Annotated in this window: 15 protein-coding genes and 1 pseudogene; 5 read left to right on the plus strand and 11 right to left on the minus strand. The window is 42.3% G+C overall.

The window, feature by feature from the left end; translation table 11 throughout:
• The coding region (locus RMZ95_RS25520; protein ID WP_409883792.1) for a serine/threonine protein kinase at window positions 1–1,083 on the minus strand (1,083 nt) is incomplete at its 3' end.
• A 403-nt stretch (window positions 1,084–1,486) separates the two neighbouring features.
• On the opposite strand from RMZ95_RS25520, the gene RMZ95_RS25525 reads away from it, so the two are divergent.
• The 3 genes from RMZ95_RS25525 to RMZ95_RS25535 all read left to right on the plus strand — a co-directional run bounded on the left by RMZ95_RS25525 (window position 1,487) and on the right by RMZ95_RS25535 (window position 5,438).
• Complete coding sequence (locus tag RMZ95_RS25525; RefSeq protein WP_322683204.1) at window positions 1,487–1,918, plus strand: EamA family transporter; 432 nt, start codon at window positions 1,487–1,489, stop codon at window positions 1,916–1,918.
• 269 nt (window positions 1,919–2,187) lie between these two features.
• Window positions 2,188–3,462: a DUF4255 domain-containing protein gene (locus RMZ95_RS25530; protein ID WP_322683205.1), complete on the plus strand. Its 1,275-nt coding sequence runs from the start codon at window positions 2,188–2,190 to the stop codon at window positions 3,460–3,462.
• Entirely contained in the window at window positions 3,459–5,438 is a 1,980-nt protein-coding gene (locus RMZ95_RS25535; protein ID WP_322683206.1) for an ATP-binding protein, read from the plus strand. Before RMZ95_RS25530 ends, RMZ95_RS25535 begins: the two co-directional genes overlap by 4 nt.
• A 120-nt stretch (window positions 5,439–5,558) precedes the next feature.
• Here RMZ95_RS25535 and RMZ95_RS25540 read toward each other — a convergent pair whose 3' ends face one another.
• Window positions 5,559–6,269, minus strand: coding sequence for a Uma2 family endonuclease (locus RMZ95_RS25540; protein ID WP_322674078.1), 711 nt, complete (start codon window positions 6,267–6,269; stop codon window positions 5,559–5,561).
• Between the two features lie 200 nt (window positions 6,270–6,469).
• Here RMZ95_RS25540 and RMZ95_RS25545 point away from each other — a divergent pair, with 200 nt between their 5' ends.
• Window positions 6,470–8,017, plus strand: coding sequence for a hypothetical protein (locus tag RMZ95_RS25545; protein WP_322683207.1), 1,548 nt, complete (start codon window positions 6,470–6,472; stop codon window positions 8,015–8,017).
• 60 nt (window positions 8,018–8,077) lie between these two features.
• Here the strand turns inward: RMZ95_RS25545 and RMZ95_RS25550 are convergent, their stop codons facing one another.
• The 3 genes from RMZ95_RS25550 to RMZ95_RS25560 form a co-directional block, all read right to left on the minus strand.
• Window positions 8,078–10,483 carry a tetratricopeptide repeat protein gene (locus RMZ95_RS25550; protein WP_322683208.1) on the minus strand — a complete coding sequence of 802 codons (2,406 nt, stop codon included), beginning with the start codon at window positions 10,481–10,483 and terminating at the stop codon, window positions 8,078–8,080.
• Window positions 10,484–10,660: 177 nt separating this feature from the next.
• Entirely contained in the window at window positions 10,661–11,263 is a 603-nt protein-coding gene (locus RMZ95_RS25555) for a hypothetical protein (RefSeq protein WP_322683209.1), read from the minus strand.
• Window positions 11,264–11,321: 58 nt separating this feature from the next.
• Window positions 11,322–11,576 (minus strand): CopG family transcriptional regulator, encoded by a 255-nt coding sequence (locus RMZ95_RS25560; protein WP_322683210.1) that lies wholly within the window; start codon window positions 11,574–11,576, stop codon window positions 11,322–11,324.
• A gap of 94 nt (window positions 11,577–11,670) precedes the next feature.
• Here RMZ95_RS25560 and RMZ95_RS25565 point away from each other — a divergent pair, with 94 nt between their 5' ends.
• On the plus strand, window positions 11,671–12,372 hold the full coding sequence (locus RMZ95_RS25565; RefSeq protein WP_322683211.1) for a Uma2 family endonuclease: 702 nt from the start codon (window positions 11,671–11,673) through the stop codon (window positions 12,370–12,372).
• A 28-nt stretch (window positions 12,373–12,400) separates the two neighbouring features.
• Here the strand turns inward: RMZ95_RS25565 and RMZ95_RS25570 are convergent, their stop codons facing one another.
• From RMZ95_RS25570 to RMZ95_RS25595, 6 genes and pseudogenes are all read right to left on the minus strand, one after another.
• Window positions 12,401–12,979: a hypothetical protein gene (locus tag RMZ95_RS25570; protein WP_409883798.1), complete on the minus strand. Its 579-nt coding sequence runs from the start codon at window positions 12,977–12,979 to the stop codon at window positions 12,401–12,403.
• A 388-nt stretch (window positions 12,980–13,367) separates the two neighbouring features.
• Window positions 13,368–13,646, minus strand: a pseudogene (locus RMZ95_RS25575) (transposase); the annotation flags it as partial.
• A gap of 279 nt (window positions 13,647–13,925) precedes the next feature.
• The gene (locus RMZ95_RS25580) at window positions 13,926–15,446 is read right to left on the minus strand and encodes a mechanosensitive ion channel family protein (RefSeq protein WP_322683213.1); all 1,521 of its coding nucleotides are present in this window, start codon (window positions 15,444–15,446) and stop codon (window positions 13,926–13,928) included.
• Window positions 15,439–17,586 (minus strand): adenylate/guanylate cyclase domain-containing protein, encoded by a 2,148-nt coding sequence (locus tag RMZ95_RS25585; protein ID WP_322683214.1) that lies wholly within the window; start codon window positions 17,584–17,586, stop codon window positions 15,439–15,441. Before RMZ95_RS25585 ends, RMZ95_RS25580 begins: the two co-directional genes overlap by 8 nt.
• Window positions 17,587–17,774: 188 nt before the next feature.
• Complete coding sequence (locus RMZ95_RS25590; protein ID WP_322683215.1) at window positions 17,775–19,784, minus strand: histidine phosphatase family protein; 2,010 nt, start codon at window positions 19,782–19,784, stop codon at window positions 17,775–17,777.
• Window positions 19,785–19,924: 140 nt separating this feature from the next.
• Window positions 19,925–23,647 carry an AAA-like domain-containing protein gene (locus RMZ95_RS25595; protein WP_322683216.1) on the minus strand — a complete coding sequence of 1,241 codons (3,723 nt, stop codon included), beginning with the start codon at window positions 23,645–23,647 and terminating at the stop codon, window positions 19,925–19,927.
• Window positions 23,648–23,707: the final 60 nt, after the last annotated feature.

Genomic DNA, 23,707 nt, shown 5'->3' on the forward strand with positions numbered 1-23,707 from the left:
ACCTTGATTGAAACCAGATGGAGGACGAATAACAGTATCGTCGTTTGATTGTCTCGGAACCGTTTCGTGGTTTGAGCCAAGATTTGAAGAAGGTTGCGATCGCCCAGTAAGTTCTCCGGGTACGCTGGATTCGGTGGCAAATTTGGCAGCAGCTTGTAAAGCTTGATTTAGTTCTTCTACTGTTGCAAATCGGTTGGCTGGGTTTTTTTGGAGACATTTCATCACCACCGCTTCTAATTGTTCGGGTAAATGCTCACACCCTGGTTGCTCGCGCAGTGGTTTTGGTGGCTCATAAGCATGAGCTAATACCCAAGAAGCCTCACTCACATGACTACCCTTAATGCTGATTCCAAAGGGGTCGGCTGCACTCAGCATTTCATAAAGGATAATCCCTAAGCTATAAATATCACCTCTAGCATCCAGGTTGCGATCGCTTTGGATTTGTTCAGGAGGTGCGTAACGAAATGTACCGATAAATGTACTAGTTATATTTGTAATATTGGAATTTTCTGAAGATTCACTACGAATTTTGGCAACACCAAAATCCAAAACCTTCACCCATTCTCCCAAATCTGTCGGCATCAAAAATATATTATCTGGTTTCAGGTCGCGATGAACTACCTGAATATGTTCAGTGGTTTTGCCGCCATCCCGTTGGAGAGTCACTCCTTGATGAGCAAGCTGTAAACCCTTACAAACTTGCGCCATAATCTTCACCGTCCGCTCAACAGACAGCCGCTTTTCGCGCAGCAGTAATTGCCTGAGCGTTTGTCCCCGTAAATATTCCATGACATAAAATGGAAAACCTTCCGGGGTTACACCACAATCACTAATCTTCACAATGTGGTCGCTTTGCAAAGCAGCACAAACTGCCACCTCCCGCTCAAAACGCTTTCTCATTTCTTGTGATGCCACTAGCGTATCTTTGAGCAACTTCAACGCTACCTGCTGACCTACACGGGTGTCCGTTGCTAGGAAGACTTCTCCCATGCCACCCCCGCCTAACCGTCTGTCTAAACGGTATCGCTGGTTATCACCGACGAAGCGACCATTCCAAGAATTTGAAGAAGGTGGGGATTTCATCTGGGGCAACCCATCCTAGTTACTTTAAGTGTTAACTTTATTCAGAGATAATACTAGTATTACAAATATGATTGCTTCATAACTTAGATGAATATTAGTAATATATACTACTAGTAGTTATCTAATTATACTCAGCTTAACATATTAGTAAGTTAAAGTAATATGATAAATTTGATAAAATGTTTAAACTTTAGACCTAATAGCAGTTGAAATTTGTTCCTGATATTAAGTTAGCGCGAGTTGCCGAGAATCGTCTGCTTCAGTAGTACTGAGTGACTAAAAGAGTAAAACCGTAGAGCGCAAACTACGAGCCTAGCAAGTCAAACTTTACAGACAAGTAATTGAATTTAACACTCTGATTAAATTACACTGCTAATTTTGACTAGCAAATCAGGAGGCTAAGATGGAAAGCAACACCACAACATGGTGGATATATGCATTATTGTCAGCTGCCTTTGCAGCATTGACAACTATCTTTGCCAAAATTGGGATAGAAAATGTGAATGCTAATTTAGCAACAGCAATCCGAACTGTTGTGATTTTAATAGTTGCTTGGGGGATTGTATTTTTTCAGGGAAACGTAGTTAATATCTCAGCTATACCCCAAAAAACCATGATTTTCTTATTATTATCTGGATTATCTACAGGGTTATCATGGATTTTTTACTTCCAAGCCTTACAAGCAGGAAAAGCTTCCCTTGTTGCACCAATTGATAAATCAAGCTTAGTATTAGTTTTATTATTTTCAGTCATTTTTTTGGGAGAAACATTAAGCTGGAAGATCGTTTTAGGAACTGGGTTAGTAGTTATCGGCACTTTAGTTTTAATCATTTAAAATCTTAATTAAGCTCTACTCGCTCCCAAATTAAGAATTAGGTTTTCTTTATCCGGTAAAATCCTAGCTTTTTGACAAATACTTTTTTCACATCACAGATTATCGATGAAGTGAAAAAAGTAAAACCACTGTCCCATAAAGGTTTAAGTTGAAGCGTTCGTGCTGATAGTCTTGGCGACAACAGGACTTAAAGTTTTGCAAAATAGATTATTCTATTAATGTACTCTGGCGTACATGATTAATATGTGCTATTGCCATGAGGAATCAGGATGAGTAATGTGCTATCTATAGCCGCAGTGACAGCAGTACTAAAAGTCTTGCTGGAAAATGGTTTAGTCAGCGATCCGATCGCTGCTAGTGTTGGTGATGTGATTGTAACTGCCTTACCGCCGGATCGAATTTCAGTTGAAGCTGACGAGCGTGCCCAAATCAACCTTTTTCTCTATCAAGTGACGCAGAACCGCAATGTCGATTGGGTATCTCAAGAATTTCGGAGCAGGCACTCACGGATTAATGGAAACCCACGCTCTCCAATTCCACCACTAGCTCTCGATCTCCACTACTTACTCACCGCCTACGGAGCTAAGGATTTTCAGGCAGAGCTTTTACTCAGCTATGCAATGCATTTATTACACAAAACACCAGCGATCGCATCTGATATTATTGAAAATACTTTGATAAATGCATCTACAACCAATACCTCAAGTGCTTTTTCGCAAGCCGTAGCAAGTGTGTCTGTATCCGATTTAGCTGAACAAATTGGGCAGATCAAACTGACTCCAGAGTTTTTTAACATGGAAGAAACTTCTAAGTTATGGTCTGCTTTACAAACACACTATCGACCTTCAGCTACCTATTTAGCATCAATGGTATTGATTGAAAGTAGTAAATCTGACAAAGAAGAAGATTTCTACATGATGCCCTTGTCTCAACCGAATATAGAGCAAGTTATAGCTTCAACAAAAACTGAACAAATGATTGTTGCAGGTACAAAATTAGTAATTCGTGGTAAACGATTACGCGGTGAAATCACACGAGTTCGTTTTAGTAATACGGAAACATTACTAGTACCCCAAGAAGTAAAAGAAACGCAAATCAGTTTATTAGTCCCGCCAGATTTATACGCAAGTATACAGGGTGTCCAAGTTGTACATCTAACAATGGGTAATGCAGAGCAAACCAATCATCTAGTTGAATCAAACGTGGCGGCTTTTGTCTTACATCCAACAATTACAGCATTCGTCACTCAAGTAGAAAATAGCGGCGACAATTTACGCACGGCAGAAATTACCGTTAAATTCCAGCCGAAAGTAGGTAAAGCGCAGCGGGTAGTTTTGCTACTCAATCAGGTATCAAGTGAGAATCCGGTAGCTTACTCTTTTTTGGCTGCACCACCTACCCAAGACACTGATGCGATCGCGATTCCGGTCAAAAATATCAAACCCGGAACTTATATTGTCCGCGTGCAAGTAGATGGCGCCGAAAGTCCACTTCACAAAAATCAGTTAGGGGAATATGATTCGCCACAGGTGACAATTTTATGAATGCTACAACAATTAATCACAATTGGGATGAGGCAAACTACCGCTACCTATCAGCAGCTCTAGCTGTAGTGCGTGGTATTTTGGAAAATCACACGGCAAAAGATGAAGAGAACCACCAAGAGCATTTACAGCAAGCGTTACAGGAAGCTGCTGCTGCTATGCCTGCACCATCGGCATTGGAGAGAGTCTGCAAAATGTTTCGCCTCTCATCCTTTGAACGTAATTTGTTGCTGTTGTGTGCAGGTATGGAATTAAATGGAGATTTTGCCAAATTGTGTGCTATAGTTCACGACGATTCACAACGAGCTTACCCAACTTTGGGTTTAGCTTTGGCAGCTTTACCTGACGTTCACTGGGATGCGATCGCTCCAAATGCTCCCTTACGTTATTGGCGGTTAATTCAAATTGGTGATGGTCATGCCCTAACTCTTAGTCCCTTAAGAATTGACGAGCGGATTTTACATTATCTCACGGGTATTCAATATCTTGACGAACGGCTAGCTGGTATTATTGAGCCATTACCAGAGGTTAGCGATTTAGTACCTTCGCATCAAGATTTAGCAGAGCGAATCGCAGCAGTTTGGTCGCAAGCTTACAAGGTTAATAGCTTGCCAATCGTCCAGTTATCTGGTAGTGAAACTGCTAGTAAACGTGCCATTGCCGCCACAGTTTGTCAGCTTCAGGGTTTAAGCTTATGGATAATGCCCGCACAAGTCATTCCTTTAGCACCTGGGGAGTTGGATAATCTCATTCGCCTGTGGACTCGCGAGACGATTTTAAGTAAGAGTGCCTTACTGATAGACTGCAACGAACTGGATACTAATGATACAGCGCGGCTGAATGCGATCGCTCGTTTCATCGAACGCATAAACGGCTTTTTAATAGTTACGAGTCGAGAACGCATCGGCTTATCACAACGCCTAGTAGTTAATTTTGACGTACATCAACCAACTAGTAAAGAACAAGGTGCAGTTTGGCAAGATGCATTAGGTGCGAGTGCATCGCAAATGAATGGGCAAGTCAAAACCTTAGTGGATCAGTTTAATCTCAGTGCTGCAACCATTCGCGCTGCTTGTGCAGAAGCCGTAGGACAATTAGCACAAACACCAGAAACCGATATCACCAGCATTTTATGGGATGCCTGCCGCGTGCAAGCACGTCCGCGCTTAGATGAACTCGCCCAACGGATTGAGCCATCTGGTGATTGGGATGATTTAGTATTGCCAGAGGCGCAGAAACAAGTTCTCCGCGAAATCGCGGCTCATGTGCGCCAACGTAGTACTGTATATAACAATTGGGGTTTTGGAGGCAAGAGTGCTAGGGGATTGGGAATCAGCGCTTTATTTGCAGGTAGTAGCGGCACTGGTAAAACTTTGGGAGCAGAAGTACTGGCCCATAAATTACGCCTCGACCTCTATCGGATTGACCTATCATCGGTAGTCAGCAAATATATTGGTGAGACAGAGAAGAATTTGCGTCGGGTATTTGATGCCGCAGAACAAGGTGGAGTGATTTTGTTATTTGATGAAGCCGACGCTTTATTTGGTAAACGCAGTGAAGTTAAAGATGCGCGCGATCGCTATGCCAATATTGAAGTTAGCTATCTATTGCAACGGATGGAAAGCTACCCAGGTTTAGCAGTATTAACTACGAACTTGAAGAGTGCAATTGATACAGCCTTTCTGCGGCGGATTCGCTTTGTGGTGCAGTTCCCCTTCCCTGATACTATGCAACGAGCCGAGATTTGGCGGCGTGTCTTTCCAGCCGAAACCCCAACCGCAGATTTAGATGCTCTACAACTAGCACGGCTAAATGTTGCTGGGGGTAATATCCGTAACATTGCTTTAAATGCCGCTTTTTTGGCTGCCGATGCTGGGGAACCAGTGCAGATGAAACACGTATTGCGGGCGGCTCAAACAGAATATAGTAAGTTAGAGAAACCCTTGACTGATGCGGAAGTTGGCGGATGGATGTAATTTTGCAATTTTGACCTTATACCAATTTGAAAAATGATTGCGACAGATGGATTCACACCAAGCCAGACGCACGAAAGCAATTCCAAATCTAAAATCTAAAATCCAAAATCTAAAATGATATTACTCTGGTAATTCACCAAACCTTTCCCGATAGCGAGCAAGCATAGACTCCATTTGAGCAAGTTGTTGCTCGGCTTGCTGACGCTGTTGCTGTTCTTGATGTGCTACTTCTTCTGGCGTGGGGGTTAGTTGTCCATCGGGAGTGAAAAAGCGCAACTTCGATTGATAAACTCCCAAATATAACTGCAATTGCTGACTCCATAACCAACCAGCTTCATTTGCTTGCAGTTCTTGATAACGACCATCTAGTAAATGAAATCCTTTAAATTCTAAACTTACCGGGTCAAACCAAAAATAATCAGGAGTCCGCCAAATATCCTGATAGATTTCCTTTTTCAACCCTCTATCAGTAGCAGCTGTTTTGTCAGAAAGAATCTCTACAATCACATTTGGGTATTTGCCATCTTCTTCCCAAACTACCCAGCTTTTGCGTGTTTTGCGTTGGGTATTTAAAACTACAAAGAAATCGGGGCCTCTAAATTGCTCAGACTTGCGTTGACGCGGACTGTAATAAATCGTCATATTACCGCAAGCGTAGAAATCTTGACGCTCTTGCCACAACCATTCCAAACACTGAATCAACAGCAGTATTTGCCGCAAGTGAAGTTCTGTTTCCAAAGGTGGTTCATCACTGTATAAATCACCAGGAGGAAATATAACATCTTCTGGTGTGTCTTCTAAAATTATTCCTAAATCTTGAGCAGAAGACATAATTATTTCTCGTTTGACAAGATAAATCTAACTTAACCCAATTCATTCACCTGCAAAAGCGATCGCCCCAGCTTTCTAGAATTATAAATCTCACTCACACAGAGTCACTGCTAGCACAGAATAATTTCTACTTAAGTCGATAGCGATCGCCACGAAGCAAATTGTATAATTTGATTCAAAAATATGCTTGAGGATGTGAGATGAGCGATCGCATATTTAAACCCAAGAAAGCAGGTATATCCACTTCAAATCCGTCGCTGCTCTCAGCAACAACTCCAACGCTGGCAAATCCAGTGCGTGGCTTTGACATCGCAAATAAAGCTCCAATCCAAACATCCTCTGAGGTATCAACAGACCTGCAAGCAGCTCGGTCTGCTGGCGAAGAATCCTGGGAATCACAAGCTATCAAAAAAAAGCCTGTTCACGACATTAGTAGTATAGCGTTGCGTCGTCCACAAGCAAAACTGACGGTTGGAGAACCAGGAGATCGGTATGAGCAGGAAGCCGATAGAGTGGCTAATCAAGTCATATCAATGCCTAATACTGCTATGCAACCGCAGATGACACCAGAAGAACAGACTCAAGAGGAAGAAGTGCAAACTAAACCTCTCGATGTTTACTTTGGGCAAAGGAAATCGGCAGGGAATAATCAGTTGACTCATGTAGTACAACAGAAAGGTGGGATATTGCAGAGAGATGTGTTGCAGAGAGCGCCAAAAAACTCAGTAGTTACAGAACTTTCGACAAAATTGCCACTGACGGAAGCCAATGCAAAATTAATTGATGCTTGTCATAATTTAGGTAGTATTTATGTGGATTTATCTGTAGCAAATACTGATTTAATCAGTACAAAATTAAAAATTTTCTCTATAAATTACGATATGGCTTACAGCAATTACTCAAGAGTAATTGGTCAAGGAAGAGCAGAAGCACAAAATCAAACTCTTTGGAGAGGAATATTTTTAGGAATAGGAACGGGTGTTTTAGCAGGTCTTGCCGCCGCCTATATTGCTCCTTCTACCGCTGCTGGATGGTTTGCTCTCACCCTAGCGGATGCAGGTACAGCAGCCGGTTCTTCATTTTTACAAGGAGCTGCCTCTTCAGCAGTAGCTCTTGCTGTATCAGATGCCATCACAACGCGAGGCAGTGATTTACAACCTGGTGGTCTTTCACCTGATATGCTGCGAAGTAATATTTGGCAACACGTTGCATCAATGTATCGTGGTGCATTGCAAACCAATAAAGTATTAGCAAACCTACATAAGAATACTGTTATTCTTGAGCGATTAATTGCAGAAATTAGGGTACAAATTGCTGGTGGTGCATCGTCATATTCGCCAGCAGATATATTAACAGCAACTAATGCCATGAACGATCGCATTAATGGAATGGCAAGTGTCTTTAGTGAATTGAGACAAAAAGCAACTGCAATGAGTGCCTTCGGTAATTCTATTTTGGCTTACGATCCTACTAAACCTGGAGTCGATCAAATAGAAAAAGATATTTGGATTATGTGGATGGGAACTTTAAGTAATGATGACTCAGACATTCTTGATTTAGATAATATTGAGGATCATTTGAAGAGTATCGGGATTTTAGGTAATGGTGGTTTATTAGGTGTAGATTTTGGAGACTATACCTCGGAAGACGATGAACTAGCGGCTTTAGCAGCAGCTCGTCCTCGCGCTGCAACTATAAAAGGGAAGTACGATCAAACCACTTCTCAATGGACTGCACCAAGTCCTTGAGTCAACTTTTAATTATTTACTTTGATTTGTTTGCAGAGCCGTTTACTAAATCAAAGATTTTTACCTCGTTTCCAATCTCCGACTGGTGACACAGATTTGAGCAGCGCAGTTTAAAACTTTTTCAACTTGTTTTGGTGCTTTGATTTCAGTAAATAGCTGAATCGCTCGATCGAGATTGATTTGACTTTCATTAGGCTTCAACATCTTTTGATTAGTTAAACCCAATTGAAAATAAGCTTCAGCCAGATCGCATTTAGCGCCTATTTTATCCAAAAGTTCGATTGCTTCTGTATGCTTAACAAGAGCTAATGCAAAATCTGTTTTTTGTCGATGGATTTCTGCTAAACCATTGAGTGTTTTTGCTTTGACTTGCATATAATGACTTTCTTCAGCAAAAGTAAAAGCTTGCTGGAATATCTGATTTGCCTGAGAAAATTCACCTAAATTGACATATGTTTGACCCAAAATTTGCATGAAATAGACAAATCTCCCAGTTTGTTCTACCAGTTTTTCCTTCGTAATATTTTGATAAGCTACATCTGCTAATTGATATGAAGAATCGCGCAAACCTAAATAAGAATACACCAAAGCTAAACAGACTGAAGCTTTCTCTGCCCAGCGATGATGCTCGGTATTTTGAGCTAAATAAATTACTTGTTGAAATAATTTTGCGGCTGCCTCTAGTTCCCACAAATCTATTTTGTAAAGACCAATACTTAATAAAGAATCTACCTCTAGCATCCTCAGATAGTAAACTGTATGTTTATTTTCTGGCTGAGGTACAAGTGATTTGAGTGCTTGGGTTGCGAGTGCAATAGTCTTTTCTTGACAAGCGATCGCTTGACTAATTTTACCTGTTATCCAATATAAATCGCCTAATATATTATAAAGTTCGCTGAGATTTTGGTCATCTTCTAGATTGTTAACAACTCGCTCAATTGCCGTAAGTATCGGTTGAATTAAACCCATTCGATACAATGTGCTACCAAGAGGTAAAAACTGCTGCCATTGATTATTTCGGCTTTTTAAAATGACCTTACCCGCCAAATTAAACTCGTGAATTTCTATGTAGTGATAATATGCTTCCAGAGCTTGCAAAGCATCTTTAAAGGTTTCAATTTGTTGAACACTAATTGTCCAAAATTCTGCGGCTTTGTGGTTGGCAATTTGCCATTCATCGGTGAGGCGTAAACGCGCGATCGCTTCTTTTTGAATCACCGGATGTAACCAATATTCGCCTTTTTCACACTCCACCAAAGACCGATTTCTCAAGGAGGCGATGATTTGGCGATGTTGATCGGCTGGAACATCCCACAGTAAACAAAACAATCCTTGTGATGAAATGCTGGGTATATCTTGGTAACGATAACATCCTAAACGGCAAAGGAGGCGATATGCTTGGGGATCGAGAGCTTGCAAACGATTGATTTGACTAACGGCTAAATTTTTTAAGTCGGTTGCGGCTAACGGATCGGCATAATTTTCTTGCCAATAAAGAACCATGTCACCGTCAAAATCTTCCTGAATCGAACCGCAGAGAATTCCCATTGCTTTAGCATTACCGCCATAAGTGCGATGCATGATTTGCAAGGTTGGCGAGTTGATAGTTAACCCACGGTTGCTAAAAAACTGTTGCCATGCGCTTTCATCCAAACCAGGAAGCCGATAGTGATTCACATTTAACCCAGGTTCACAAAGGCGATCGCGACTAGTAATCAAGGTAACAGATTGCACCCTGGCATCAGCCAACACTCGCAATAGTTCTACATAGTTGCGGTGAGAAGCAATCAACCCACCTTGTCGATCTAATGCAGGTTCGAGATTGTCAATTAACACCCCAATGCGCCGATTGTGGAGTTGGCGTTTGAGCCGCGCCAAAGTTACCCCAAATTCTACCCCAGGTTCTTCGTCAAAATCTTGTTTAAGCCATTCCTCTACAACTCGTTCAGCGGGGGTGATGTTTTGCGTTTCCTTCGCCATCAGTAGTTCCAAAACCAAATCAAACCCCTGATGGAGATATTGCTGCGCTAGAGTAGTTTTGCCTAAACCGCCTTCACCTTGGATCACAATCACTTTTGAGCCTTGATTTACCAAAGTATTTAAGTGAGCGATCGCTTCTGTTCGTCCAATAAAATTGGTATCCTCTAATTTTGGGGTGGGTTGGGGCGATCGCGAGTAATCAATCAGACTTGATATCGCAGAAGTTTTTCTCAGAACTCGCTCTAAAGTAGCGCGACAATTACTTTTGGTAATCTTTTCTCGCAATACTTTAGAAAGCAACTTCCATAACTGAGAACCTGCATCCTTGGCGTGTCCTTCTGTACAACCGTAAGAATGAGCGATATCCAAGTATTTTCTACCCAACCAAACTTGCACGAGAATCACTTTTTGCAAATCGCTCAACCGTTCCCCAGTCTGCGGGGGAATTGTAGCGTCTAACCATGCTAATGCTGCTTCAGCGTCCATTGTGTAACGACAAGGGTAGTTCAGATTTTAGGGACAACTATAAATTACTTTACAGTTATGTTGCTGGAGTTTTCGGATAAGATTCTGTAAACCCGACTTTTTTCCCGACTTTTGCAAACTTTATTCAAAATTCAGCAGCAAGTTATTGAAGGGAAGATTCGGTCACATCAAGCTACATCATCCAACAAAAACAATTGCACTACCATAACGAATACTGGCTACTGCTAAATTGTATAAACAAAGAAGAGTCCATTTTTCCGATCCAAATGCGTCTTTTTCCAATTCTTGCTCTCTTTCTGCACGCAATGCTCCAAAATGAGGAGTATATTCACCTAAATCAAGATTTAATTTTATTGCAAGACATTGTAATTCGTCACGAAAAGCAATACTCGATCCTAATAGAGGAGATCGATGAAACAACAGCGACTTGAAATAAACAGGAACATAGTAGCCACTAATTTTGGGTAAACAAACTATGTGTGATTGACCCTTTTGAATAATCTTCTTATGTGATGTCGCTGATATTGGGTAATAATCTTGTCGATTGATAGGAATAATCCAGTTTGGATTCTCAATAAACTTAGCAGCAAGAAGCTCAAGAGGTTCGCTTGTTGAGTAGAGCCATTCAATTTCAGGTAGATCGCTTTCCTCAACTTGCGATGTATGAGGCTTATTATAAGTAGGAAGATGCTCCTCTTCAAGTATCTTATTGATACGTGCAATCTCTCTTTTACACTGATCGGAGTTACATCCTTCCAAAAGATAAATTGATAGTCCCATTAGAATGAAATAGCCCTGATTACTTCCCTTTAAATAAATAACTTCTAAGACTCTTTTCTTACGAGACGCTACGCAAACGCTTACGCACAATAGCTTCGGAATTAGCAGCCAAGTCAGCTTCTCCTTTGAAACAGCCGATAAATTTACTTTGCTTGAGTTTCGCTAACGGATCTGTTTCTTGTTGCTGAAGTTGTTGATAGCGCAGTTCAATTGAAGATTTAATTGCCTCTACTGTATCTTGGTCAGCCTCCTGTTGGATGTAGGCAAGCTTTTGAGCATATTCTTCATCTAGCTGAATATCAAAATTCTTCATTGCCACTAACTAGGAACGTTTACCTAAAGTATATCGTCCGCCTCGAATCGTCTAGAATAAAAATCATTAGGTAACACCACCATCATCATTACTTATGGTGAAATCAGACCCCCGTCAATTGCCTAGCAGTGCTGAACTTCCTTGTTCAGACGATACCCCTGTGGATAATGAAGACCAGAACTTTATTCCCAACTTGCTTCTCTTCTTGCTGCAATATATTTGGGCAAACCGTAATGACTGGTTTTTCAGCGTGGATATGGGCGTTTACCATACCACAGGGGTTAGTCCACTTGTGCCAATTGTCCCAGACGGATTTTTGAGCTTAGGTGTAGAACGCCGCAAGGCAGATAAATCTCGTAAAAGCTATGTTGTCTGGGAAGAAAATAACATAGTGCCTATCCTGGCTTTGGAAATTGTCTCCTTAACTCCGGGTGGAGAATACGACAAAAAATTAGACACTTATGCCAAGTTAGGGGTACTGTACTACATTATTTATAATCCAGATTATTGGCAACGCGATCGTCACCAACCTTTTGAAGTTTATCGTTTAGTAGATGATAGCTATCAACTGCAAATTGGTGAACCCTTTTGGATGCCAGAAATTGGTTTGGGAATTGGTAGAGGGCAATACGTATCTGGTAATATCCAGCGTCAGGTTTTGTATTGGTATGACCAACAAGGAAAGCGCTATCAAACTCCAGAAGAAGTTGAGCAGCAAACTCGCCAGCAGTTAGAATTAGTGCAACAACAACTTGAGCGTTACCGTCAGCAATTTGGAGAACTGGCAGAAGGTTAAGCAGCTATTATTGGTTAAGATAAAATGCTTAATTAGTAAGAATTATTCCCTTTGGTGAACCATACTTTTGAGCGATTTCTCCTACTATTTTACAGTTTTTACGAATTTTATCATCATAATCATCAGTACCATAATCTTCATCATCATAGTTCCTGGACAACTCTGGCAGAATTGTCCCTACTGTCTCTAAAGCCTCTGCGATCGCTAACATCATGTTCGTCAAACTTGGAAACCATAACTTATCTTTAATGTCTTCTCGTTGCAGGACTGGAGAAGTCTCAATCTGAGTTTCCGAACCAACAATTACTAGCTTGCCATTCTCATAGGAAACGAATGGCAAGCACTTTGGATCATATATATCCGCATCCCTTGGAGAATAATATTTCTCAGCTTCCTCTAAGGATAGAAAATGAATTAAATCGTCTGCACCTTCTAACAATTGCTCCAAGAAGCAATAATAAGTTGAGTTGTCATTATAAGAACCATCCCAACCGTCAGGCTGTCGATCCCCAGTGGGCGCACCAGCCCATTGATAAAACTCGTAAGCTTCATCAGACAGCCGGAATGGGAAAAAACGAAGTCTTCTTTCAACCTCTTCAAGACTCATGCCCTGTTTAATAAAATGAACACCGCTACTTATTCTTTCAAGCGCCTCAGTCAAAATCGACATTACCTTATTATTCTCATGAATTTAAATCGAGTTATTGTTAGGGGTTGTCAGGCATTGCATTGTTAGAAATCGTTATATATTCAGCAATTTTGAAAAAACAAAATTATACAATTTCATTGTTATACCATCCAAAAACAAATAAAAAAGTTATATAATTTGACAAAATCTTTCCCTGTAAGGATTTGGGAATATTTGCTTTAAAATTTAGTGACATCGCATTCCAAGTACAAAGCTGAATCAACAGGTTGAGTTTGCGAGGGATGCGATCGCACTCTATTTCACTTTACCTGTAGCCACTAGCATTGAGTGACGCAGCATTTGTACAGGCAAGATTAGCCGCATTAGTCACAGCAGTTTGGCTCAGATTCATGAAATCCTCTAAACCCCAAAATCGCTTGGCATCACGGAAGTTAAACTCGATTTGAAAGCGGAGTTTGTAATAATCTATTATTTTGTCAAATGATAGCTCCAAGTCACTAGTAAAGAGAATTATATGGCTGCGAACATTGGTTTTGAGATTGGTTTTAACCATAATCACTACATTGAGGAGCTGGGCAAATTCTTTATGAAGAAGAGTAGCTTGGTAAATATCAGTTTGAATTCCATCTTCAATATCACTTTTATATAAGTATTGGTCAGGTATATGACGACCGAGATATTCCCAACATTGTGACTCGGACATTTATCGCTAACATGGCTAGTATTATCCGGTTCAACTGCCGCATTGTTGTAGCGTTTATTTGCGGTAGAAGGCATTGCAATAGTGATAAGATGTCGGGTATGGGGGAAGAGTGGTTTCTGAGTTGTCGTTGTGAGAGACAATAACTCTACTACGAAACCCCTATCTCTTCATGCTCTTATTTTGGCAACGGTATTGCTTCGACTATGCATTTAGCATATTTTTCCAATTTTTAATAGGCGATTCAACCTCAACATTCGACGAAACATCTGCTTGTTGAACCATACTTACCGCTTTGCTTCGCGCTTCTATAATTTGACCGATCTCACGTCCCAAGCTTGGTTGACGTTCAATCATCATATTTACAGCGTCTGAGTAAATAACAAGAACTTGCAAATCGTCAACTGCTTTGATTGATACCGGACTCGGTTCCCCAGTAAACAGTGCCATCTCGCCAAAGAACTCACCACGCAAGATAGTCATTACCTCCAATTCCATACCAAACTCGTTTGTGACGGTGACTAGAGCCTGACCCGCAATGATAATATACAAAGCATTACCAGGCTCGCCCTGCCGGATGACTTTCTCACCCGCACCGAATTGTTGTACAATAGTTCCCTTAGCTAAGTCATCCAAATTTTTTGGCTCCCTAGTTAAAGGCATAAATCCGGGAATTGAATGCAAGTGGTTTAACTTACTTGCAGCGCTATCTGCCTTATCAGCAGCTTTTACAGCTAACTCGTATCGGTAGCGATATAGCGTCAGGTTGTTTCGCTGCGCTGCGTACCAGACTCGCGTCATGAATCTATCAAGTATCTGCTCCACATCCTCAAAGTTTTCGATAAAGAACTCCACCTCATACATAATTGCAGTCTCATCATAGGATGTAGTTTTGCTCTCTGGTTCGGGTTCGGCTAATATTCCCTGTGTAGCCAAAGCAGTACTTTGTAGTACCTGCTTCACGAGGTTAGGGGGGCTATCGTAGGAAAAGCCAATATTGATGCGTTGGTTATAAATGCGTTCTGGTTGGCTGTAATTATGGATTATTTCTTTGCCAATGAACTGATGGGGAACGACAATCACCTGGCGCTGGAGAGTTAGCAGGCGGACAGATCGCCAATTGATATCAATTACCTGCCCTTCAATAACCTGGTCTTCGCTATTGCCAACGCGCAACCAATCACCCACGCTGAAGGGGCGTTCGAGAAGCAGTGCAATGCCAGACATGATGCTACCCAATGTATCCTGAAGCGCCAAACCGATCACAATCGAGCTAACACCTAATCCGGTAGCAAGACCTGCCAAATCTGCACCCCACACTGCTGCCAGCACGATCGCACTGCCTACAAGCACCAAAAACAACCTGGAAAGGTCGATCAACAGTTTGGGCATCCTTGCCCGCCATGTATTTGCCTCTGCTTCTTCAAACAAAATCACATTAAACAGCGACAGAGAAGCGTAGATAACAGATATCCAGAACAGAGTTTCGACGAGCTTGGCAAAATTCCCGTTTACGTCAAGCTTCAGGACATTCCTGATTAAAAGCATCAGCATTAAGACGGGCAAAACGAGGTTTCTCACAACCCGCAGCGTAGCCGCCATCGGTCTACCGCGCCTTTTTAGATGATAAATAATTTCTCCTAGTAAAACTACCAGGAGTGGAAATCCTAATCCGACAATTACCGCCCAGGTGTGCCAGTCGCTGGAAAACCTTAAATTACTCATATACTTCTTCCTCTCGAACACTTACTGTCTGCTTAGAATTTTTGAGTTGCCAAGCCATTAGCTTTTCTTTTCCAGGTTCTTGAATTTCACCAAAAAGCTCAAAATCATAGAGATCGTGCAGGCGATCGCAGACGTTCTGAGAAACTAAGATAGCTCCTGGCGGACAAGCCGACTTCAACCGATTGGCAATATTTACGCTATCGCCCCAAACGTCGTAGAGCAATTTATTTTTGCCAATCACGCCTGCAACCACATCTCCAGAATTGATGCCAAGCCGTAGGTCTAGATGCAAGCCTTTTTCATAATTAAATCGGCGGACAAACGAAAGCATTTCCAAAGCAAAATCTATCGTGCGTTTGTCATGATCCAGACGCAATACACTCAGCCCGCATACAGCCATGTAACCGTCACCAATAGTTTTAATCTTCTCCAAACCGTATTTATCTGTCATTTCATCGAAGGCTGTTACCAGTTCATTAAGCAAGCCAACAACTTCTTGAGGAAACATTGATTTCGTGAGCTTGGTGAATTGGTCGAGGTCGGAAAACAAGACCGAGACATTAGAAATCTGATCGGCAATTTCTCGATCGCCTTGTTTGAGGCGTTTAGCGATCGCGGGACTAAATATATTTAAGACTAATGCTTCATTTTCACGATTTTTCTGTTCGATTAGTTGAGTCTCGGCACGAAGGCTGCCTATCGTTTGGTTAAATGACTTAGCTAAGTCTTCAAATTCATCTTGCGAACCGGATTTCACAATCGCATCAAATTCCCCGGTTCCCACCTTGCGAGCGCTTTTGATTAAAGTATTGATCGGTTTGACAAAGATTCCGGTCAGCCACATGGCAACAAGCGTGATTACGGCGATGACTAAAGTAGCCCCAATCAAAACTGTTTTTTCAAACGAGTGAATTGGGGCATAAGCTTCAGAAACATCTATTTCTGCCAAGATAACCCACCTCAAACCATCAATATCTAGTGGAGCATAAGAACTCAAAACCGGAATATTACGATAATCGTCGATCGCCTGCGTACCCTGTTTGCCAAACAACGCTTCCTTTACTGCTTTTGTTTGTACTTGTTGTAGGAGAATTGTAGTATTGAACTCTTTGATTTTGTTGATGGTCTTTTCATCAGTACCTATAGAGGCTAGGGTTTTTGCATGACCTTTTGGGTCTTCAATCTGGAAACGAGACGCAGAACGCATTTGATAATCCGATCCCACCAGATAACTTTCTCCAGAATCGCCCAGACCATTTTGCTTCCACTGTTTGTTACCAGTCATCACATTGTTAATTTTGTCAACCGGAAGCTGGAACGCCAAAATACCAATGAATTGGGAGCCGTTAAAGATTGGGGCAGCGATAAAAGCCGCAGGCGCTCCGTAGGAAGGGTTGTACGGTTTAAAATCTACTATTTTTACATAGCCCTTTCCGTTTGCTTGTCGTGCGGCAGCGATCGCTTCTGCTAAGTTACTATCTTTGTAGGAACCGTTGATGAAGTTTGTGGTAAAATCGGTTTCTTTAAAAACCGTGTAAACAACGGTTCCGGCGGGATCGACCAAAAACATATCGTAGTAACCGTATTTTTGCACTATATTGCGAAAAATCGGCTGGTAGCGGGCGTGAACGCGGCTGTAGTCACTGCCATCGCCTGGGTCGTCAAGGAGAAGTTTCTTGCCAACGGGGTTGGGGTTAGCGACGGTGTAGTAGTACTGTAGGTAACGGGCAGCAGTTGTTTTTGGCGTGTAAGATGCCACAATCGGCGAACCCTCGCTAGTTCGCGCCAGTCTGGGGAGAAATTGTGTTTGGTAGTAAGTATCAATTTTTTTGTCAAAATCTGCTGGTACTGTTGATTTTTCCAGTTCGCGGTAAGCTGTCTGAAACTCCTGCATGGCGGCGACGATTGTCAAATCTTCGCTTAAAGTTTGGCTATGGATGTAAAGGTTTTCAAAATAATCTTCGATTTGATAAGTTTTGGCAGCCCGAAGGCTGGTTAATTGATTGAAGACTCTTTCCGTCAGAAGAGACCTACCAGCAGTAGAGCATGTAAAGGTGCTTGCCAGCATAGCGCAAAGGCTAACTACCAGCAACATGACTATGAGTTTTGTCTTTATACTTAATTGCTTAAATAATTGCATATAAATTTTATTGATATTTTTTGCCTTATTTCTGAGCTATAAACCAATAACATTCTATAGAGACGCGAAATTTCGCGTCTCTATAGGTGTAAAATCAGTAACAAAAATCCTCAAATCAAGCGCATCGATACTATAATCAAGGTTTTTGTCAAGACTAATTTAAGATGTGTTTACCCTGCAAGAGCAAATTATGTTGTCACCGGGGATGCAGCAGCAGAAACAACGTTAAGGTTAGCAACTAACCCATAAGTTGATACATAGTCTTCTAACTCTTGCATATCAACCGTGCCATTTTTATCGGAGTCAAGAGTAGCAAAAAGATAATCAGTTACGTACCTCCTAACATCTTCAGAGCTACGTTCACCTGTTGTCATATCTTCTATTCGACCTAAAAGTTCCATAATCTCGTCTTTATCGAGTGCATTACTGCCATCTGTATCCAATTGCTGGAACAGTTTTCTCACATCTTCTGTTGCCATTCTCGAAGAACGCAGTGTTTCTCGCAATAATTCATTACCAAATGAATTCATAAACAATATTTGCTCGACGAGTGGTATGCAGAAGAACCCCAGCGCTGCCCAAAAAATTGCATATTTTACGGCTTCAGGATTTGCAGTTGCACTAACTCCGAGGAAAAGAGCAGCCCAAAGGAAAAAGTTGGGATTAACTAGCAGGATATAAGCATCTCTGGCTTCTGCTTTGATCAGCTTGCCTTTTGTAAACACTGAAGTTAAGGCGGCAAAGACGCGCATTAAGATAAAGACTAATGTTGCCACTGCTAGTTGTTGCAGACAAGCTAGCGATCGCGTTGCATCCGTTGAGAAAAATAAATCGCTCAAAAATGTTGATGGAGTAAACTGAAACCCAGTTGCTAAAGCCATTAATGCGACAGCAAGCACTCCAATAAATTTCCAGTTCTTACTGTGGTGATTTGATTCAACAGGAGATTTGTCACGCCAAAATTGAGCGATCGCTCCCGGTATTGCTAAACCAACAATTAGAATCACACCGAAAAATATCAGGCTGGAACTATTAATTGGTAATTGTTTTGCCAAACCAAATGTCACAATGAGTGCAACTGGAGCGATGATTGATAATGTCCTTGATAAGATAGCCGAGGGATAAAGATTACCACCCCAGAGTACCGATAAAACTGGGGAAGTAAGGGCGGGTGGAACCATCCAAAAAAGCACCCACATAACTTTGTACAAATCTCCCGGATTTTGATACAAGATTCCAGAAAATATTAAAAGTAGCCCAACTACCCATCTCACCAACATCCAGGCGTAGACTAAATACTTTACTGTTGGAGTTACTTTGCGTTTACTCGCTGCAAAGTCAATGTCCAGGTAGGTATAAAACGTTGAAGCCGCCAGACAAGCAACGATAATCGCTCGAAATAGCTCTGAGGGAATTCCGACTGAAGAGGCACTGATTGCCCTAACCAAGCATCCCAGTAAGAAAGCAGCAGCATAGAGCAAAATTGCCCACATAATTGACAGATCGTTGATCTGTTTACGCACCGAAGCTGCACCGCCGGATTCCTTATCGCGAAACTTGATTAGCTCCTCACCACTGAGAGCTTTACCGTTAGGGAGTTTCAGGTGTTCATAAGCAGTCGGTGGTAAATCACTTAAATAAAGTGCTAAAGGCTCCAACACATATTGGTGGCACACTACTAAAACAGTTTCACCCCGTTGCAAGTGCGGTACAATCCGCTCCTCATAGAAAGAAGCAGCGCGTCCGTAAACTTGTGCAATCTTCTCGCCAGCCGGAGGTGCTTCGTTATGGGAATGCAACATTTCCTCGAAACCTTCGTAGCCAAGGGCAAGACGAAGTAGATTTAAGTTACGTCCCGCAAAGATGCCAAAGGATTTCTCACTAATTCGATGGTCGATCTCAACAGGAATATCGGGCGACTTCAGCGCTTGACTTTCAGCAAGGGCGATTTCACAAGTTTGCCGCGCCCGCCTCATGTGAGATACATATACTGCATCAAACTTCACGCCTTTTTTCTTAATGTCAACACCTGCACGGCGTGCCTGCAACCTACCAAATGCTGTGAGGTCAACATCCAGTACTCCTGCAAAAATGTTACGTTCGTTGCTGGTACTTTCACCATGCCGAATAAAGTAGGCACGTCCTGGATAATCATCCTTTTGTGCAGCAAAAGGGTTGTTATTGTCAGTTTTTACCACAATTGATAATAAATAGTTTATCGATTATTTAGTTTTTTAGTTCAGCGAGAAATAGGTAAAGTTGTTGTGTTTGCGTACGGTTATATTACTGTGAGCCATGAGTTACACAATTAGTTACTTTTGTCAATTATCTAAATTGTCTATTTGGGAGAACGATCGCACAAATGTCTGTCTTCCTCCTTCACTTCGATATTAGTGAGCAGATAATCCCGTACCCAATCGCAACCCGCTGCTACTACCTTATCTAGCTCTACAGACTGCTCTAAATTCCACAAAATAACCGTTCTGTCCTCAGAAGCTGAAGCCAAAGTTTTACCGTCAGGAGCAAAAGCTAATCCCTTAACTCCAGCACTATGTCCTATTAGATTGGTCAGCAATGTGCCATTACTCTTCCAGAGTTTAATTATCCCATCATTACTTCCTGTAGCGAAAGTCTTGCTGTCAGGGCTAAACGCTACGCTCCAGATGCCAGAATCATGTCCTTTAAGAGTATGCAGTAACTTTCTGTCGCGACTCCAAAGTTTAACTGTCTTGTCTTCACTTACCGAAGCGATCGATTCGCCATTAGGGCTGAAAGCTACGTTCATGACTGCACTACTATGACCTTGAAGAGTCTTGAGTAAACTATCCTCACCGAGAGAGGCAGAAGGCAGAGGGCAGAGGGCAGAAGGCTTATTTTTATATCCAATTGTCTGATGCCTTCTGGCAATTGAAAAGAAGCAAGGGTTTGAAGCCGAGTCCTTATCTTTTATTTGGTGGCTTCCAACTGGTTCCCTTGTGCCTTCTACCTCCTGCCCTCTGCCTTCTTCTGATTGAGAATCTAGCTCCTGCTTTTTATTCAAAACTGAAGCCAAACTCCAAAACTTTAGTGTCTTGTCGCCACTGCTCGAAATAAGTGTCGAACCATCGGGACTAAAAGCCAACCCCCAAGTCCCAGCCGTGTGCCCTCTAAAAATAGCGATTTCGGTGCCGTTGACGCGCCAAAGTCTAACCGTGCGATCGCTACTCGAAGATGCAACCATATTACTATCAGGGCTAAAAGCGATTCTCCTAATATCGCCCTGATGTCCTTTGAGACTATGAAGCAACGTACCGTTTGGACTCCAAAGCTTAATCGATCGATCTGCTCCAACAGTAGCGATCGTTTTCCCATCTGGAGCGATCGCTACTGAGCTAAACTGAGGATTTGGCCCGTTTAAGCGCCTATTGATAATCCCGTCGGAGCGCCAGAGGATCGTCTCCTTCGGACTCGATGAAGCCACTAACTGTCCGTCGGGGCTAAAAGCGACTCCCCAAACTCCAGCCGTATGCCCTGGCAGAACTTTCAGCAACCGAGTGCGTAATTTCCAGACTTTTACCGTGCCATCCCAAGATGCAGAGTATAGTGTCTCGCCGTTGCGACTCAATGCAAGGTCTTTAATGGTACTATCATGGGCTTTAATGGCATTCAATAAAGTACCGTCAAAGCTCCAGAATTTTAGCATCTTGTCGTCAGAGCCAGAGACGATCGTCTGCCCATTTAGGCTGAAAGCTAGGGCGTTAATTGCAGCATCGTGTGCGGTGAATGTCCTTAACAAAGTGCCGTCACGTCGCCACAGTTGCAACTTGCCGTCTCCATTGCCTGTTGCCAGGGTTTTGCCGTCAGGACTAAAGGCAATTGAGAAAACAGGAGATTTCATATCTGAAAGTGTTTTCAGCAATCTGCCATCCCGCTGCCAGAGTTTGACAGTGCCGTCGTCAGAAACCGAGGCAATCACGTTTCCATCAGGGCTAAAATTTAGATTTGTGACGAGTCCACCATGCCCTTTGAAAGTGTTTATTAATGTGCCATCGCTACGCCAGATTTTTAGCGTACCGTCCGAACTGCCCGAAACAATCAGTTTTCCGTCGGGACTAAACTTTACATAGTTAGCTGAAGCTTTAAAGCCTTTCAAAGTTTTCAGCAGAGTGCCGTCACGCTGCCAGAGTTTGACGGTTGTATCTCCGCTTCCTGAAGCAATAAGCTGACTGTTGGGGCTGATGGCCACTCCGATCGCTGGGCCAACATGTCCTTTGAGAGTGCCCAGCAACCTGCCATCGCGCTGCCAAATTTGGATGCCATCTTGCAATGTTGCTACAGGAATTATCTTGCCATCAGAACTGACATCTAATGCGTTATTGGCGGCACTATAACCCGAAAAGCGGTTAGATTCAATAGCTCTATAAATTGACCGCCGCAAAGCTAACTCCACCATTGTTTCTGTTTGCGGGTCGGTTGAGGCTGAGTGTTCGAGTTCACTTCTGGCTCTAAGCGCTTCAATTATAGCATCTAACCTTTTATCTAAGGACAAGAGGGCTTCCGAATATCTAGCCCTGCCTTGAATTTTTTCAATTTCTTCATTGCGTTGGCTAATGAGGGCTTTTTGGTACTGGAAGAACGCGAAGATTCCCGCTGCGATCGCGATCGCCAAAGCAAACGAAAGCGCAGCAATCCAATATTTTTGGCGTTTGGCATTTTTTCTCTTGAGTTCCAGCCTAGCTTCTACTTCCTTAACCCGTTCTGCTTCTAGAAATAATTGCAATTCAAGGCTATCTAATTCTTGGCTAGCGGCTAAAAACTGATAGTCCAAATCGCTTAAACTTTTGCCCTGCGCCCAGTATGAAGCGTCTTTTAATGCTTGTCCGCGCAAGAGGCGGGAGTTATCCTGCTGCCCTGAAGCTACCCAAGCATCAAACGCCTGCGAGTAAGGACGCAATGCCGCTAATTTCTTTTCAATCCATTGCAGATTGAATACTTGTTGATAGATGCGATTTTTTACCTTTAATATTCTTTTGTGCTTAACAACTAAGCCACTGAGTAACAATTCAATCTGTTCTAGACTATCATCATTCTTTATTTCGGTTCCTAGCAAAACTTGTTGATAAATGCCCAGAATTCTACCAGCCCGTTGTCCGTTACGTTCAATGCGATCGCGTATAGTTCGCAAATGTTCTGGTTCATCCTGCGATTCCCAATGCTCAATAATCTGAGTTTTGACTAAGTTTTCAATCCAGAACGATTCCGTACCTGGTGGAATGGAACCTAAGCTAGCGTCCAGCACTTTCCGCTGACTCAATTGTGCGACTAATTGACACAACTTTTGAGTCAGAAATGGTTGTCCACCCGTCCAGTCTAAAATCGCCCTGACAACCGATGCTGGCTGTTCAACTTTCTTTTCCAGCCCTTGAATTAAAGGAGTCACTTCCGACCACTCAAACCCTTTGAGTTCGATCGCTTGTCCAATATTGAACGGTGTCTTAGTTCTATCTCGAATCAAATCGGAAGGAGTTGCTACCCCAAAAATGGCAAAGGTAATGCGTTGATATTCTGGGTTGATTGCCCGTTGGTTGTAGCAGAAGCGAATGAAGGCAAAAAAGTCATCGATCGAAAAGTTCAGCCCCAGCAGAGAGTCAATTTCATCAACAAAGATAAACAATTGTTGTTGAGGAAACTGCACCAGTAGCAATTCTTCAGTAAACCACCGCAGCCGTTGTAGTAAACCCAAATCGTTGCGCTCTTGCCACCAAGTTTTCAGGTTCAAGGTTTCCATTAGCCCCAACTGTCGCCATAAGTCACCGACGAATCCCTTGTACCATTGCAGGGGAGTAATTTGTTCGCTTCCCACTACACTCAAATCCACCGCAGCGCAGCGAAAGCCATCTTGCTCAAGGCGATACTTAGTTCGCACTAGCAGTGAGGATTTGCCTATTTGCCGGGAGTTGAGGATGTAGCAGAATTCTCCTCGTTTCAGTGCTTCATATAATTGTGAGTCGGCTTGTCGCTGTACGTAACTCGGTGCATCAATGGCTAAACTTCCGCCCAATTGATAGCTATATTTGTGCATCAGGAACTAATTATTAAAGTATATTATGTTAGCTTTTCATAGATTAAAGGTTAATGTTGC

This window comes from Nostoc sp. DedQUE07 (assembly GCF_034530975.2).
Taxonomy (GTDB): domain Bacteria; phylum Cyanobacteriota; class Cyanobacteriia; order Cyanobacteriales; family Nostocaceae; genus Nostoc.